This is a genomic window from Enterococcus sp. AZ071 (assembly GCF_050499065.1).
GTDB classification, from domain to species: Bacteria; Bacillota; Bacilli; order Lactobacillales; family Enterococcaceae; genus Enterococcus_A; species Enterococcus_A ferrettii.
Genome location: NZ_JBIPAS010000001.1, coordinates 3,603,984 through 3,619,923, shown reverse-complemented (window position 1 = coordinate 3,619,923; position 15,940 = coordinate 3,603,984). Strand labels below are relative to the sequence as shown.

12 protein-coding genes and 1 pseudogene are annotated in these 15,940 nt (G+C 38.9%); 3 read left to right on the top strand and 10 right to left on the bottom strand.

Translation table 11 applies throughout. The features are described 5' to 3' along the window. Positions 1-454: 454 nt before the first annotated feature. The 5 genes from IGI49_RS17545 to IGI49_RS17525 form a co-directional block, all read right to left on the bottom strand. A complete protein-coding gene (locus IGI49_RS17545; protein WP_429964938.1) occupies positions 455-1,480 on the bottom strand; it encodes a DUF916 and DUF3324 domain-containing protein in 1,026 nt (341 codons plus the stop codon). 113 nt (positions 1,481-1,593) lie between these two features. Next, positions 1,594-2,244 (bottom strand): hypothetical protein, encoded by a 651-nt coding sequence (locus IGI49_RS17540; protein WP_429962732.1) that lies wholly within the window; start codon positions 2,242-2,244, stop codon positions 1,594-1,596. A gap of 53 nt (positions 2,245-2,297) precedes the next feature. Continuing rightward, positions 2,298-2,870 carry a WxL domain-containing protein gene (locus IGI49_RS17535; RefSeq protein WP_429962731.1) on the bottom strand — a complete coding sequence of 191 codons (573 nt, stop codon included), beginning with the start codon at positions 2,868-2,870 and terminating at the stop codon, positions 2,298-2,300. After that, positions 2,860-3,186, bottom strand: coding sequence for an LPXTG cell wall anchor domain-containing protein (locus IGI49_RS17530; protein WP_429962730.1), 327 nt, complete (start codon positions 3,184-3,186; stop codon positions 2,860-2,862). The genes IGI49_RS17535 and IGI49_RS17530 overlap by 11 nt, the downstream gene beginning before the upstream one ends. Before the next feature lie 13 nt (positions 3,187-3,199). Then, positions 3,200-5,923, bottom strand: coding sequence for a hypothetical protein (locus IGI49_RS17525; protein ID WP_429962729.1), 2,724 nt, complete (start codon positions 5,921-5,923; stop codon positions 3,200-3,202). Between the two features lie 454 nt (positions 5,924-6,377). Between IGI49_RS17525 and IGI49_RS17520 the strand changes: the two genes are divergently transcribed. Continuing rightward, on the top strand, positions 6,378-7,841 hold the full coding sequence (locus tag IGI49_RS17520) for a helix-turn-helix domain-containing protein (protein WP_429962728.1): 1,464 nt from the start codon (positions 6,378-6,380) through the stop codon (positions 7,839-7,841). A 966-nt stretch (positions 7,842-8,807) separates the two neighbouring features. On the opposite strand, the gene IGI49_RS17515 is transcribed toward IGI49_RS17520, so the two are convergent. The 5 genes and pseudogenes from IGI49_RS17515 to aroE all read right to left on the bottom strand — a co-directional run bounded on the left by IGI49_RS17515 (position 8,808) and on the right by aroE (position 13,184). Further along, entirely contained in the window at positions 8,808-9,542 is a 735-nt protein-coding gene (locus IGI49_RS17515; protein WP_429962727.1) for a class I SAM-dependent methyltransferase, read from the bottom strand. 133 nt (positions 9,543-9,675) lie between these two features. Beyond that, a complete protein-coding gene (locus tag IGI49_RS17510; RefSeq protein WP_429962726.1) occupies positions 9,676-10,173 on the bottom strand; it encodes a shikimate kinase in 498 nt (165 codons plus the stop codon). 24 nt (positions 10,174-10,197) lie between these two features. After that, positions 10,198-11,258, bottom strand: a pseudogene (aroB, locus tag IGI49_RS17505) (3-dehydroquinate synthase). Next, positions 11,252-12,292: a 3-deoxy-7-phosphoheptulonate synthase gene (gene aroF, locus IGI49_RS17500; RefSeq protein WP_207702075.1), complete on the bottom strand. Its 1,041-nt coding sequence runs from the start codon at positions 12,290-12,292 to the stop codon at positions 11,252-11,254. Before aroF ends, aroB begins: the two are co-directional and overlap by 7 nt. A gap of 13 nt (positions 12,293-12,305) precedes the next feature. Beyond that, the gene (gene aroE, locus IGI49_RS17495; RefSeq protein ID WP_429962725.1) at positions 12,306-13,184 is read right to left on the bottom strand and encodes a shikimate dehydrogenase; all 879 of its coding nucleotides are present in this window, start codon (positions 13,182-13,184) and stop codon (positions 12,306-12,308) included. Between the two features lie 563 nt (positions 13,185-13,747). Here aroE and IGI49_RS17490 point away from each other — a divergent pair. Next, positions 13,748-14,182: a GNAT family N-acetyltransferase gene (locus IGI49_RS17490; RefSeq protein ID WP_429962724.1), complete on the top strand. Its 435-nt coding sequence runs from the start codon at positions 13,748-13,750 to the stop codon at positions 14,180-14,182. Between the two features lie 296 nt (positions 14,183-14,478). Then, on the top strand, positions 14,479-15,939 hold the full coding sequence (locus IGI49_RS17485) for a helix-turn-helix domain-containing protein (protein WP_207702078.1): 1,461 nt from the start codon (positions 14,479-14,481) through the stop codon (positions 15,937-15,939). Position 15,940: the final 1 nt, after the last annotated feature.

Below are 15,940 nucleotides of genomic sequence, written 5' to 3'. Positions count from 1 at the left end.
GATCCAATCTTACTCTTTCCAACAAGAGGCTTGCAACCAAAATTCTAGTTTTTTCACTTAATTTACTTTTTCTTAATAACATCCAATTAGATACAAAAGAACAAATACTGAATAAAACCTTCCAGATACTAGCTTTTTACTTACGGAGACTCCTCGGATTGTTTCTTTCAGCTAATTCCTATATACACCAAAAAATTTTCTAAAAATGACCTTTTTTCCAAAAATCAGTTGCAATTACGGTCATCTAAAAGTACCATTCTTGCTGCGATGAAAAATAGTTTTCTTTTCCAAGCTATTTCCCTTAAACATAAAAAACAAGAGCATATAATTAAAAGAACAACAATTATTTTAACATTCAATTAGTATCACCAAAAAATTGTTGTTAAACAAAAGAACTGACGGCTCTTATCATTCTCATGAATTTACCTTCAGTCCTTTGATTTATAATGAACAGTTATTGATTGCTTTTTTGTTTTTGTTTGGTATAGATGAAATAACCCAAGAAGCTTAAGACTACCGCCGCCAGAATTCCGATAATAATATACAGCCAATAATTCGTGCCTTCTTCAACCTGGAAAACTTGGTTGTTCACTGCACTAGCTTCCTTTTTCGTAATCTCAAATGGTTCGTTAAACTTCCAATTGTGGCCAGCGTCATCTTCTACACTCAGCTCCAAGCGATACTTTCCAGCAACCAAAGGCTTCGTATCTCCTGCTTCTCCATTGAATAAATGTAAATCAAAGCGAGATGATGGCGCTATACCGCCATCTTCAATTGTACGAGTGATCACTGGTTTAGTGCCATCTTCAGCATAAACATCGGCCGTCAATGATGCCTTCTTAATATTGATCGGTGTAGGATTTTCCATGGAAACAATTAGACCAGCATTATTTGTCAATTCCTTCGCCTTAATCCCTTTGTATTGTAAATCAGGTTCCACTGGCTGATCATTTTCAGAAAGCATTAGGCCGATCACATAGGCATATTCACTAGAAATCTGATCCTTGGGCTTTTCTTCTTTACCAAAGTCCTTCTTCACCTGAATTCCACCCAGTAAGATACCATCAAAGCTTTCTTTAGGCACGGTAAGATCTAGAGACACAACACCCGCTTTTTTGGCAGGAATCGTCACTTCTTTCGGATACTTAACATAGTCTGAAATTGGTTGTTGATTGATGGAGTCTTTTGGGATGTCAGTATTTCCATAATCAATCGTCAGATTCCCACTGGTTTGGGCTGTATTTACTTCAATAAAATAGCGTTGCTCTTGATCTGAGTAGTTTTCAATTTGAAGCTGGATTGTCTGTTTCTCCTCTGGTTTTACTCGCAAATCAAAGAAGGATTTCCCCCGGTCTAATTGATTGTCCGGCAGTATGGGAGCTACGCTGTAGTCGACACCGAGATCAGCGGCCGCAGCAGGTGAGCTAAACATAAACATTGCGCATCCAGTGATAAGTAAATACATCATAATGGCTCTCATTTTTTTCACTATCTATTCCTCCATTTTGGTTAGATCTTTCTTGTATTTTCTATGTAAAAAAGACCATCTAAGTCACTAAGCAGTTACGTGACTTAGATGGATTTTACGCAAATTTATTCAGCTGAAATAGCTGTAAAAGTAATAGTACCTGCGTATGTTTGGATATTTAAGTTGTTGTTAGCAATTGTCAAAACAGGATCAGCCAAACTATATGCTTTAGTCCCTACTGGTGTTTGGCCAGAGTTTTCAGTTACCACTGTTCCTTCGGCAGTTAATACTTCAACATCACCAATTTTTAAAGAAGTTCCGATGTTATCAAGCTGAGTTGCTTGAGCATTTACTTTCCAAGAAGATGCGGCTACTGCGCCTTCCCAAGCTGCTTTTGAGTCATCAATTTCAGTTTGCGTTACATCCGCACCCGCTGTAACACCTGAAATTGTGTTCAAGGCTGAAGTAATGCTGCCTTGAGTTGGACGCGCATCCTTCACTTCTAAATCTTGATCATAGGTTCCTTGGAATGACGCATTCGTTGCAGCTACGCTGTCTAATGAGTGCTGACCAAAATCAATACTTGGTACTTGATTAATCGCAAAAGCACCTGGACTACTTGGTAAGCCTGTCGTTGGATCAATTGTGTAATCTGTAATTTCCACACTTGTTGTTCCATCTGCAGTTTCATTTAATTCCGCTGCTGATGCTTGAGCTGTAAACCCTAAGATTGCTGTTGATAATGCTAGACCTGCGATAATTTTTGTGATTTTCATGTATATTTCCTCCGTCAGATGTTTTTTATTTATATCAATTTTTGATATCTGTTTTAAAGGTCGGCATTAACAACCTGCCAACTAATTGTTGCTGTATACTCTCCGGCCTGATTTTCATCACCATAGCCGAGAGTGATTTGTTCTTTTGGAATGGTATAAGTAATCCACCCATAATCTTTTTTGCCTGTTGCCTGAATAATCGTCTGGTAAGCAGTAGTCAACCGAGAAATAGGATAGCCGATTACCTCGTTATCCACATTGCTGTCATCGAATTTGCCTTTGCCAATTGCCAATTCTGCAGCTTTTAAGGTTTGCTGCTCTTCGTTTTTAAAAGCAGCAATTTTCACCTGCAGTTTCCACGAGGTTGGCTGCTGTCTTGAATCCAGCAATTTAATCGACAAATCGGTTGCTGCAGGGTGTTTCTTTTTCGTATCTGTGACTGTTTGATCACCAAACTGAAGATCCGATACCTCATATAGCCGCGGAGCTTCCTCATCGAGCGGAACAATTACAAGAGACGTTTGCCCCCCATATTCATCAATTTGGGCAGCAGCAGTCACTTCTTGGCTGAATAAACTCCAGCCAAACAGCACACTAAACAAAAGAATTTTTCTGTTAAGCTTCATTCGATCGCTCCTTCCGCTGCTTTTTGACCAGCAGCCAAAAGAAAAAGAGCAGTAAGGTGCCTAGAAAGGAAAGACTTAAGGTGGTCAATTCTCCTGTCGTAGGCAAACGATGATTTTTATTGCTGGAACCCGCGGATACCGAAGCATTTGCTGCATCAGATTCTTGTTCAGATTTTAAAGAAATCGTTGCTGTACTTTGCCGTTGAGTATAGGACGCTTGCGTAGTCGTGTCCTCTGCTGCTGCTGAATTCCCACATAAACTGACCATTAGTAAGCAGAAGGATAACAGGATAACAGACCATTTTTTTCTATTCATACCCTTCCTCCTTTTATGGTGCATCAGTGATCGCCCAGGTGATCGTTCCGCTGTAAGTGCCGCTTGGACTTTGATCTGAAAGTTTTAATAGCAATCCCTCTGAAGCGGAATACTGATACAATTGATTCATCGCTAAGCTTACCTCAGACAATTCCAACTCTCCGTGATCCTGTAAGAAAACTAAGTCACTTGCCGGAATAGTTTTGCCAGAGATTGTTTGAATTGCCGAAGCTTTCGCTGTAATTCTAACTTGGCTGTTATCACTTAAGGTATCCCTGCCCTTAATTTGCATGTCAGAGATTCTAGTTTGATTCTTTTTATTACCAGACAGCTTATCCTTCGATGTTTTCCAAGCAAAACTATCTGTCATTGTTTCATATCCTAGATACCCCTTTACTTGGAAGGTAAGCGTTTGGATGTCTTGTAACCCAGTACTGTCAGCAATTGTTAATGACAGCGTATTCTCCCCCCGCACAAATGCTCCACCACTTAATAAGTCAATCACTTGTTCTTCTTCTATTTTGAACTGTTCTTTGGCTGGGTCTTGCAAGGTACCCGTTTGAAACGACTGATCATTTATCTTCAGCTCATACGTTAACTCTTCTGGTTGAGCATCATTATCTGCATAATCGAAAACAACGCCAAATTTGTCTTTAAAATCTGTAAAAGTCTGATCGGACATAATCGTGGTCAAATTAGTAATCACGGGTGGTCGATTAACTTTTTTTATCCAAAAATAGCTGGAATTACTGTCAAAGTTCTGATTCTCAGTATCTGCTCCAAAATGGCCAGTTACAGTACTGTAGAAAGAAGATTTTACCGCTTCTTCTTCCTCCAACTTTTTAGTCGGTAAAGTGACTTGCCATTTCACCTTATGTCCAGCTTCGATTGTAAGGTCTCCTGAGTCCAGCACGATTTGACCAGCATCATCAATTTCCCCAGTTATTTGACTGGATGGCTCATCATCCACTTGATAGTTAATGGTTACTTCATGGTTTTCTGGTATTTCAATGTGCTCTGGTTTGACCTGAGCCGACCATTGATTCAAAGTAAAATCACGATCTGATTCAGTCAATTCGTAAGTCGATTCAAACATCACCGAATCACCATTGGGAAGATACGTTTGTCCTAAGTCATCCAGAGCGCCTACCTGTACCGAAGAACCTTCAACGTTTTTGACATCATTTTTCAAATCAGATGCCAGTTCTACCGGTGTTTCGGTAAAGACAAAGCGAGTAGTTCCAAGTGCCGCTCCATTTGCAGCAGTGAATCCCCAATAGGCAGTATTATTCGTTGCTGCTAAATTCAGATTTGCAATCAAATCTTTCTCTGGGATTGTTACAGTAGTTGTTCTCGACCCATTAACTGGATTCGAGAGGAAATAATTTAACCCTTTGCCTTTTTCATAATCAAAACGAAACTCGTACCAGCCTTTGTTAATTCCGTTGATTAGTTGTACAGCCTCAACGCCATCACCAATGTAATGACGTAACCGAGCTTTTCTAGCAACCATAGAAAGCCAATAGGGATCACTCCACTTATTATCCTTTCCATCGTTACCACTATTAAGCAAAAGCTCTTGATAAGTATTAGGATTTCCTGGAAATAGATAGGCCATGTGCTGTTCTTTTCCAGCTGGTAAGGCCAATTTATAATCAAAAGCATTGCCTGCATCATCACCAGCATCATTGTTCACATTAGATCGCATATCAAATTCAACAGCAATTGAATTCTGAATAGCCGTACCCGATGGATTTCCAAATTTATTTTTGCCTAACTTTCCATTGTACTGACCATAGACACCTAGATTTTGTCCATCTTGTTTACTTTGAGCAGAAGTAATGGCGGCAGTTCCTTTTGCGTCATTATGAAGGACAAATGCTAAACCATCAGAATTTGCTTTATCAAATTGAATATATACACGACCACTGAAGTCTTTGTTAAAATCCAGCTTATTATTCTCGTTTGACCAAATAGAAATCCAGTTGCTGCTTCCAGACAATTCAATAAGATCATAGGGACGATTATCATTTTCACCGTTAGTCGGCCGTTGATTAGTGATTGCATTAGCCGCTCCATTAACAGGGGCAAAAAGACTGCTGATTTCTTTAGCACCATAGGGAATTTGTCCATAGCCATCTCCGCTCATGTTTTGCGGAAGAGCTAGACGGGCCAAACTTCCGATTTCTTCTGGTACATCGGACGCAACTTCCTCGACTTTTTCTTTTGAAGAATCTGTTATTGCTGCAACTGTTTCATTAGTAGCTGTTTCATTGCTTACTGTATAGTTATATGTAGCTTCGGCTCCTATTTGTTGGAAAGTTCCTCCAGCGGATTCCCGATTGCTTTCAATTGACTGGGGTGCTACCGTCACCGTGTAGTCCTGTTTCTTCTCCAGAATCTTTGTCTGAAAATATATGGTATTTTTCCCTGTTGACTGAGCATTTTCGTTTAAGTAATACCAGCCTTCAGAATCAGTCGTCAATGTATCTTTAGGCTTTTCTAATTCAGTTATATCTCCTAACAATTCCAAATTTTCTGAGTACGCCAATTGGAATCTTATTCCCTTAGACAGATCTTCCGTATTTACTTTTTGTGTATGCGTATAGGTAAAATACCAATCGATGCTATCGCCTGATTCAGAAAATTCAGCTGATGCAGTAAGCTTAGCTTGCTCCCCCTGTGCCAGCGTCTCTTCAGTAGCGGATGAATGATTAGGAAAAGACAGCACAGACATTATAAAAATCAATAAGAATGCTAGGATGCGAAAGATCCTTTGTCGCTTTTTTTCTACAGGAATCCCTCCCTCATATATTTTTCCTCCACTCCTGCTTCATGTACCATTCTCAGCTTTAAAAAAGTACTCGCGGCATTTTATGCAGCAAGTACCTTTTGGTGATTAGATATTGAATAACTGACAAGTGCTGAAGCTGTAATCATTCTAAACAGTAAACTGTGTAAAAAAAGGTCATTTTTTTGAATATATGAATTTTTTAATGACCCTTTACCAGAGAAACCGGACTTTCCATCTACAATATTAATTCAAAAAATTATCTTTTCTTAAAAAGCTATAATTAGGTTAAACTTTAGATTTTTTAAGTTTCCTTCAAAACGATCAAAAAAAATACAAAAATATTGCGAATTTGCTTAAAAATTTTTAGTATTAGGAAGCACCATGAAAATTAAAAGAGGTGATACATATTTTTGGTCTAAGCAAAAACACATTATTAAAAAGAGATATCATCGAAGTATTAGACCGGACACAAGAACCGATTTCTTATAAAGAACTTCAAATGGATATTCCTTATGTAAGTTCAAGTACTTTAAAAGCTACCTGTGCCGAATTAGCAGAATTATTGGAACAGCTTTACCCTGATAAAAACTGCTTTCTACAATTCAGTAAAGAGAAAAAGACGATTTCAATTTCTTTAGTCCGCTCATCTAATAACCTGCAATTTTTTTATGATTATATTTACTCCGACGATTTAGCTCATGACATTCTTCAAGTTCTTTTACTGCGAAGAAAATTTTCTACTATCGAGTTCTGTCACGCTCACGGTGTAAGCGAATCAAAATTAAAACGTAAAATAAAAGATATCAATCGTGAGTTACGCTCTTTTGATTTGTATATCTCCTGCTCAAATCAATTGAATTTAAAGGGCAGAGAAGTCAACATTCGAGCCTTTCACTACATTCTTTTACGGATTGTGCACCGGCAATTCTTTACCATTCCCGAATCAGCATACTTACATGAGACTTACCAATTAGGGAAATACATCGCAGATTATCTAGGTGTCCCCAATGATCTTCCCCTCATTGAACGCTTCGCTTATTGGGTGCTAATCACACGAACTGGTCTATTCAAAGGTGAAGAGCTGCAATTTAGTGCAAAAGAAGAGCAGTTGATCAGCAATTTAGTTTTCCCGGAAAAACCTGTTTTTTTAGCTCGTTGGTCTGAACAGGATTGGCAATTTTTATTGATTGCCATTCACTGCTCCATTTCTGACTATTTCCGATTGGAAACTAAAGATGAGAACTTGGCAAAAACAGACAGCCAAGAACGTTGGATAGAATTATTTCAATATTATTTTCGTCCGTTAACAATAGAAGAAAAAAGATTGGCTTTTGAAAAATTGCAGCAATTAGACTTAACTACCTACTTCTTCCCATTGAGTACCAATTTTCTACTCGTGTTGAAAGAGTTCATTGGATTAGAGGATTTGGCAGTTATGTATCCTCGTTACATACAGCAATTTGATTGTTTTTGGCAGGATTGGTCTATGCAATTCCCCGACAGGAATTCAGAAATGTTCCGTATGTTTAGCTTACTAACCAGTGTAACCATTTTGCCGATGGAAGAATTGCTGCCTGAAGTGGCGGTATATGCTTTTTCTGAAAATAATGATGCTTTCAAGCAGTACATTAAAATAAAAATAACCTTCTCTTTCAGCAATCGTTACCATCTAACCTTTGTCGATTCACCACAAAAGGCTGATTTATTAATTGGTACAACCAATTTCTACGAAAATGATGCTTCTCCCCATCAAAAATATCTGATCGTGCGCACGCGGGTATACCAAAGAGACTTGGATGATATCTCAAACGCATTAGAAGCAATAATTGATCGTCGATTGGTGGAGTCCTCACAATATTAGAATTTCTAGCATACACCTATCTTCTGCTGCACTCTTTTTGTGGGAGGAACCAGTAAAAAAGGAAAGTTAAAATGGTAAAATGTCTTTATACTTACCCGAAACACAAAAAGCAGAAGACGTGCAAGACTTTGAGCAAGAATTTTTTGACTTTGAAGATAAGATAATTTCTCACAATAGTTCGTTGAATCAGTTGAGTTGTATGGATTGGATAACACACCGCTTTACAAAAAAAACTACTCAGGTGATTAGATACTTTCGACAGCTTTCTTTTCTGTGTAAGAAAAACTTATTGAAAGAGTTGGTATTCTTCCTCATGTCATTCCTCATTTTTACGCAATTTTGCTGGTTTATCATGGACCCGGCAAACCGACACAAAAATCAGTCCTCTGGATTACTGAAACTCGATTTAATCTATGCTTAATCCCCCAATCTGACTGAGGTGTTGCCCAGTAGACTATGTCAACTCCTGCTGAAAATTTGAAAAATAACATATTCATATTTTAAACTGGCTAACCAAAGTGGCACCAAACTGTTGATACAACAACAATCTTAGTAACTGATTTGATCAGTATGCTAAGATTGTTTATTGTAATATTTCATGTTTTTCACAGACTCGCTGATTAAAAATTTGTTTTACTGCTTCCTCATCAATTGTTTCCAACCGTCTAAATAGACATGAACTAAACGTCCCTGCTGGTCAAAAAGCAAAACTAATTCTGGTTGTTCTTAATCGTCATTAATCACTAGATGGAACGGATCATTCCAATTACTAATCTGCTAAGTTTTGTTGTAATACTTTTCTGCTGGCCTATCTGCTTACTTTTGAATCAATCGTTCCCTCATTTCTTCCATCTAACTCTGCGGATGGTTTTCCAGCAGTATTTTCCAATTCTCACTAATCGTGTCGCACTGGCAAGCTGCGTAAAAAAGACCTTACCAGTAATAGCTAGTAAGGCCTCAGGAATCTTATTTTAAATTAGTTGCTGAAACGATCAGCATCATTGGTCGACGGAGTTCATCCTTCATCCCAGCAATATCTAACATTGCTTCAGGTGGTGTTGGCTCCACTAAACGATTAATCGTGAAACCATTGGTTAACAAACCATCTAAATAGGTAGTTAACGTTTTATGGTATTTCGTTACCTTACTGCCTAAAAAACGGGCCGTCCGCTCCCCTTCGTAGAAATAATTATCTACCGGGAAGTGCAGAATTTCACCGTTTTCGTCATAATACCAGTCTTGGGTTCCGTAAGCGGTAAACACTGGGTGCTCTACGGAAAAGATAAATTGTCCGCCATCTTTTAAATATGCGTGAACATTTTTAGCTACTACTTCAAAAGACGGGATGTAATGGAATGCTAAAGAACTAATTACTATATCAAATTGATCAGGATCAAAAGAAGCCTCTTCAATGCCTTCTCTTAGATAGGTCACATTGGAATAGGGTGTCTGCTGTCTGGCAACCTCCAGCATTTTCTCAGAGATATCCACGCCAGTAACTGCTTTAGCACCATGCTCGGCTGCATAGATGCAGTGCCAGCCATATCCACAGCCTAAATCAAGAACCGTTTTTCCTATAAAATCAGGCAATAGGCTCTGCAACGTCTGCCATTCACCGGCTCCCTGCAGACCTTTTTTACTACGCTCCATTTGACTGTAGCTTTCAAAGAATTCTTCGTTGTCATAAATATTATTAGTCATTTTCTTTTCCTCCATGTAATTAAATTATCTTTCGGTCATTACATGGAGTCCATCTCTTTTGTGGGCAATCATTTTCCTCGCTCCCGTCCGACTGAATATACTGTTAGTTTAGCATATTCAGCAGTATATTACCTTATGCCAGCTGCTGGATGATGTCACTAGCAATTTCTTGCGGACAGCGATCAGAGGTGTCCACTGTAATTTTTGCTAATTGCTCGTACAGTCTTTCGCGAGAATGGAATAAGTCCTTAATTTCACCATCATTCTTGTTCGCTGCATTCGGGCGAACATTTTCTTCATCATTGCGAATACGGTCAATCAAAATTTCTGGATCAGCTTTTAAATAGATTACTTTTTTATCTGCTAGTACTTGTTGATTTTCTTCTTGTAAAATGACTCCGCCCCCAGTTGCTATTACTGACTCTTGAGTAATGGCTTCTTTTAACAGATTGGTTTCATGCTGACGGAAAGAAGCTTCCCCATGTTTTTCAAAGTATTGGCTAATTGATCCGATGCGCTCAACCAGCACATCATCCATGTCAACACGATGACAATTTAATAAATTAGCTACCTCGCGACTGATTGTAGTTTTTCCTGCTCCCATAAAACCAATTAAAATAATAGATTCCATAATAAAATTCTCCTTTTTCATTTTTTAGGCATTGATATATTGTTTTAACTCCGTTAGAGGCACGGTGTGGATTTGACCTTTCCCGATATCTTCAACTAGGACAATCCGAATCATGTCTCCGCTGACTTTTTTGTCGTGCATAATTGCTTGATAAATTTTTTCTGCGTTCCAGGTGGTATAGGCAGAAGGCAATTGAAATTTTTCAACCATTTGAATAATTTCTCCTGTTAATTGCCTTCTGCTCAGTCCTTTTTTTCAGCAACTCGAGTCATCTGAACCATACCTAGAGCAACTGCTTCCCCATGGCTGATCATTTCGTAGTTTTCACTGGCTTCCAGTCCATGGCCAATCGTGTGACCGAAATTTAGTAATAAGCGATCGCCTTGGTCGAATTCATCTCGTTCAACTAAGTTTTTCTTCACATTCAACGCTTTTTTGATGATGCTCTCACTGTTAGTTAAAATGTCATCTAGCTTCGTCATTTTACGCAGCTGTCTCCATAAATTAATGTCCTGGATCAATGCACATTTGATAACTTCTGCCATGCCCTCTGAAAGGCGTCTTTGCGGTAAAGTTTGCAAGGTATTTGGATCGATCAAGACACCGTCTGGCTGAGCGAAGGTTCCTATTAAGTTTTTTGCTTTTTCACAGTTAACACCAGTTTTACCACCGATACTTGAATCTACTTGCGCTAATAAAGAAGTAGGGACTTGAATAAAGCTTAAGCCACGCATGTAAGTTGAAGCCACGAAACCTGTTAGATCACCGATTACTCCTCCACCTAAACCGATCAATGAATCACTGCGGCTGAAGTCGTTCTCAGTAAGAAAATCATAAAGCTCATTGGCTGTAACCAATGATTTTGTTTTCTCACCAGCATCAACTACGTAAGAGTAAACATCGAAGCCTTGAATTTCCAAGTATTGTACGACGGTTTGACCGTAGTGGGGAAACACGTTCGTATCACTGATTAGGGCAATTTTACGTGAAGACCAAATGTCAGCTGTCCAGCTGCCAATTCTTTTCAGGGCATCTTTTTCGACTAGAATCTCATAGGTTTTACTAGGTAATTCAACTTTTAGCATACGATTTCCTCCTTCGATAACTCGTCAATCTGCTTCATTGCTTGGGTCAAAATAGTAACTTCCTTCATCATTTGCAAGTAATTCTTTTCATTTAGTGACTGCTCCCCATCTGACCATGCATTAACTGGGTCAGGATGAATTTCAACAATCATGCCATCAGCTCCGCTAGCAACTCCTGCTCGGGCCATTGGTCCTACCAGGTCCCAAATACCGGTACCATGACTTGGATCAACAATCACTGGAAAGTGGCTCAATTTTTTCATTAATGGAACAGCACTTAAATCTAGTGTGTTGCGGGTTGCTCGTTCGTAGGTCCGGATGCCCCGCTCAATGAACAGGATATTGAAATTATTTTGAACGGCAATGTATTCTGCCGCGTTCAACCATTCTTCAATGGTACCGGAGATACCGCGTTTTAGACCAATTGGTTTTCCTGTTTTGCCCACAGCTTCCAATAATCGGAAGTTTTGCATGTTGCGGGCACCAATTTGAATAATATCTGCGTACTGACAAACGACATCGATGTGCGCTTCATCCATTACTTCGGTAATTACCTTCAAGCCATGAGCATCAGCGGCTTTGCGCATAATCCTTAGTCCTTCTTCACCCATCCCTTGGAAAGCGTATGGGGAAGTTCGAGGCTTGTATGCGCCACCTCTAAGAATTTGAGCTCCGCCAGCTTTTGCCATGCGGGCAGCTTCCATTATTTGTTCTTCTCCCTCAACCGAACAAGGACCAGCCATCGTAACGAAGCTTCCATCACCGATCTTGACACCATCCACATCAACTACTGTGTTTTGTGGATGGAATTCTCTTGAAGTCAACTTGTAGCTGTTAGTAATTGGTACGACACGCTCCACTGAGGAGTAACGCTGGAAGGATATGGTCTGTAATATCTCCGGATCTCCTAGTAAACCTAATACGATACGATCTTTTCCATGATTGACCTGCACCTCTAGGCCATTTTCTTTAATTTTATTAATAATCGGCTGTAATTCGCCTTCGGTTACTTCCTGCTTCATAATTAAAATCATTTATGTCACGCTCCTATTTTCTAATTTCAGCTTCTAACAATGGTCGAATAACTTTTATCGGCATTTCTTCGCCAGTCCATAGTTTAAAAGCAGCCGCTCCCTGATGCAGCAGCATTCCAAGACCGTTAATGGCAATCGCCCCTTTTTCTTCAGCGGCTTTCAACAGCTTAGTTTGTGCTGGATGATAAATGACATCAAACACTGGCAAATTAGCTCTTAATACTTCTGTATTTGGAATAGGCAGCTGATCTGGATCCGGGTCCATCCCGACGTTTGTTGCATTAATCAGCAGCTGACTTTCAGCTAATGACCGACTTAGTTGTGCTTCATCCGCTAAGTCATAAAGGTTCAATCGGCATCCTGTTTCTTTTTCGATTAAAGCTAATTTTGGTTCTATCGTTTGATAGAAGGAATCGCAAATGTTAAAGACATCAATTGCTTTGGCACCATCAATAGCTGCCTGCGTGATAATGGCTGTCGCTGCACCACCAGCGCCTAGGATCGTTAATTTCTGATCCTCAACTGTTAAGTTGTGTTCTCGCAGGCTTTCCAAGCAGCCGATTCCATCTGTCGTATGTCCAATTAATTTTCCCTCTTGGTTTACAATCGTATTAATTGCACCAATCAGACGAGCAGCTTGACTCAATTCATCTACATGATCGATAGCTGCCATTTTGTGAGGCATCGAAAGATTGATTCCCAGCATTTCCAAATCGCGAATTACTTGAATGCTTCGGCCCAACGTCTCAGGCTGTACATCAAAGCTTAGATAGACAGCGTCAATCCCCAATTCGCGAAACGACGTGGTATGCATCGTTGGTGAAAAGCTGTGTCTTGCTGGCAGAGCATATAAGCCTGCTAGTCTTGTTTGTCCCGAAATTGCTTTTTTCATTCTCTACCTCCTCGGTTGTTTCACTTACCAATTTTTATTTGAAAATTGGTACCAAAAAAAGACTCATTGTAGATGAAAAATCTACAATGAGTCTTCTGCCCGAAAATAAAGGTATAGAAAAAGCCACTATAGATATCCTCATCTACGTGGCGAAAGTCATCTCAAACTTCTCTAGCCATCATAGATACAAACACGTTGTCCGTTTGCACCCATGATTTCATGAATACAAACCTATCTAAAATAGCTAAAGTAATAATTATTCAGTTGTGTATTAATATTTTTTATCATATCAATCGCTCCAAACTGTTTTTTAAGATTGGGTTAATTCTAGATGTGTTTTTTCTAATTGTCAACACTTTTGCTAAAAAAATTTCGATTCCATGAACAAAACGAGGCCGTTTAATGAAATTTCCACTGATATTTTCCTTGTTCTAATAGGCTTTCGATCAATTTAGCAAGTATTAAAATTTATTTGAAAAAAATTTCTTTTTTGACTCAAAATCAGCCAATTCATGAAAAAAATTCTTAGACTTGCTATAATGACAAAAAGGAGAAATGCGTATATGAACATCCAAGTGAAAAGTATCAGCGAACTAACTGCTGAAGAATTATTATCTATTTTTATTGAGCGAGTAGCCGTGTTTGTAGTTGAACAAAATTGTCCCTATCAAGAAGCCGACGAAGAGGACAAAGTAGCCTTGCATCTTTGCTTCACCGACGAAACTGGCTTAAAGGCCTACTCAAGAATCATTGATAAAGGCGACTATATTACCTTCGGCCGTGTCCTGGTTGCACAAAATGCTCGCAAGCAGCACTTAGGTCGAAAATTAGTGCATCGAACAATTGAAGAAATTCAACACCGTTTTCCTGGCAAGACCATCACTATTTCCGGTCAAGCCTACTTACAAAAATTTTATGAGTCCTTTGGTTTTTCAGTAATTTCTGAAGAATACCTGGAAGATGGGATTCCTCACATTGACATGACTTTATTAGCTTAAAAAAGTTGCGGCGGTATCTTAAGCAGATACTGCCTTTTTTCTGTTCTTCTCATTATAATTGTCGGTAATTTTAATCAACATTCATCGATCTTCACGTTATTTCCCCTCCAGTCATACTTATAAACTAAACGTTAGTTTATCAAGCTTTGTATTTTTTCTCTAAACTTTTTAAGGTGAAGCTGTTTATTTAACTAGTTATTCTAAAAATACAGCTAGTTTCTTTGTCGGAACCGCTTCAGTATCATCAAAAATTCACAACCAGGTATATAATAAAAGATGAAAAAGGAGGTTTTTTTATGTTGGAGCATTATTTAGAGAAAAATATCTTCCGTCAAGTCTATCTTTGTGAACAGCTGTACGATAAAAAGACTCTTCAAATTCATGATGCTGCTGAGCAGCTGGAAGTTTGCCCAGTAACAGTTCGAAGCGATTTAGATACCATTATTGACCTGCTGGAGCCGCACATTCAATTAGTTGAGAAAGGTCGTAACAGTTGTACAATCATTTTTGATCACTCATATTCTCAGTTGGAGCTGACACAAACTATTTATCAAAATTCGAATTTTTTATCCATCTTAAGTCAATATTTAACTGGTGAACGTAGTTGGTCGGCTATGGCAGACAGCGTCTTTATCTCCTTGAGTAAGGTTTACACCATTCGCAATGACCTGATGAAGTTTTTAACTGAGATGAATTATTTAACGAAAGATGGAGAAACTATTATCCCTGAAAAGGACTACCGTTACTTGTTGTTAGCAATTATTCGTTATACCAATCAAACTCAATTAGTGTCCATTACTCCCCCTCTTGAAAGAGCTTGCCAGCAATTGATTAATTATATTGAACGGCACTTCTTTTCTCGCAACTATCCAGTGGAAGAAAAACAGTTGATTCAACTGGGAATTGCGATTGGTTTGCAGCGAGCAAAAACCAACCCTGTTTTCTTCACTTCCGAAGAAAAAGAGTTGGCTCAGCATACTCCATTGTTTCAATTGATCCATACTGGTCTTCAGCAAAATGATTTTTCGCTCTGTCGGACTGAAGATGAACAATTTTATGTGTACTCGTTATTCAATTCGCGAAATTATTTAAGCAACAGTTTAGAACTGATGCAAAAGGACTTTACAGTGGTTTATCAAAATCACATTAAATACAATCCTTTAATCGATCATTTGGCACAGCGCTTAAGCAACACCTTAAAGCTATCGTCAGAGGATCAACTCCTGTTTGAAAAGGCCTTTTTACCTTTCATTCGTTCTACCTGGGCGGATACACAGATTTTTTTGCCTGAAAAAATCTATCTCCTAGACCAGCAGCAACGGAAGCTGTACGCCGACATCTATCAGGTTCTGCACCAATGGAAGGACGAGCAGCAGCTTGCCTTGCGCTGGAACGATAATCTGATCCGAAAATTTACTATCCACGTTAGTTTTCTGCTAGCTGATCAGCCCTCAGAGACAATTGAGGTATTTATTGCTGCACCAACTGATTTCAAATTTCTCTATTATCATCAGCAGTTGACTGAACTGCTTAGTGAACACTTCACCGTCAGTAATCTGATTTGCAGTGACCTGGCTGAGCTGTTAGATGATACTTTCTTTTGTACTAAACGCATTATTTTATGCGACACAACCTTGTATCAGGATCACTTGGAAACCGAAAGCACTCAAGTTTATCCTGTATCCTTTCAAAACATCTACAGCATCATTACTCAATTGAACCAACAGGTTTGCCGCTTATCGGCTAATGACTTTTAAG

Excerpts from the sequence above, each read along its gene's own strand:
- IGI49_RS17545 (WP_429964938.1), bottom strand. The coding sequence starts at position 1,480 with ATGAGAGCCATTATGATGTATTTACTTATCACTGGATGCGCAATGTTT.
- IGI49_RS17540 (WP_429962732.1), bottom strand. The coding sequence starts at position 2,244 with ATGAAAATCACAAAAATTATCGCAGGTCTAGCATTATCAACAGCAATC.
- IGI49_RS17535 (WP_429962731.1), bottom strand. The coding sequence starts at position 2,870 with ATGAAGCTTAACAGAAAAATTCTTTTGTTTAGTGTGCTGTTTGGCTGG.
- IGI49_RS17530 (WP_429962730.1), bottom strand. The coding sequence starts at position 3,186 with ATGAATAGAAAAAAATGGTCTGTTATCCTGTTATCCTTCTGCTTACTA.
- IGI49_RS17525 (WP_429962729.1), bottom strand. The coding sequence starts at position 5,923 with ATGTCTGTGCTGTCTTTTCCTAATCATTCATCCGCTACTGAAGAGACG.
- IGI49_RS17515 (WP_429962727.1), bottom strand. The coding sequence starts at position 9,542 with ATGACTAATAATATTTATGACAACGAAGAATTCTTTGAAAGCTACAGT.
- IGI49_RS17510 (WP_429962726.1), bottom strand. The coding sequence starts at position 10,173 with ATGGAATCTATTATTTTAATTGGTTTTATGGGAGCAGGAAAAACTACA.
- aroF (WP_207702075.1), bottom strand. The coding sequence starts at position 12,292 with ATGATTTTAATTATGAAGCAGGAAGTAACCGAAGGCGAATTACAGCCG.
- aroE (WP_429962725.1), bottom strand. The coding sequence starts at position 13,184 with ATGAAAAAAGCAATTTCGGGACAAACAAGACTAGCAGGCTTATATGCT.
- IGI49_RS17490 (WP_429962724.1), top strand. The coding sequence starts at position 13,748 with ATGAACATCCAAGTGAAAAGTATCAGCGAACTAACTGCTGAAGAATTA.
- IGI49_RS17485 (WP_207702078.1), top strand. The coding sequence starts at position 14,479 with ATGTTGGAGCATTATTTAGAGAAAAATATCTTCCGTCAAGTCTATCTT.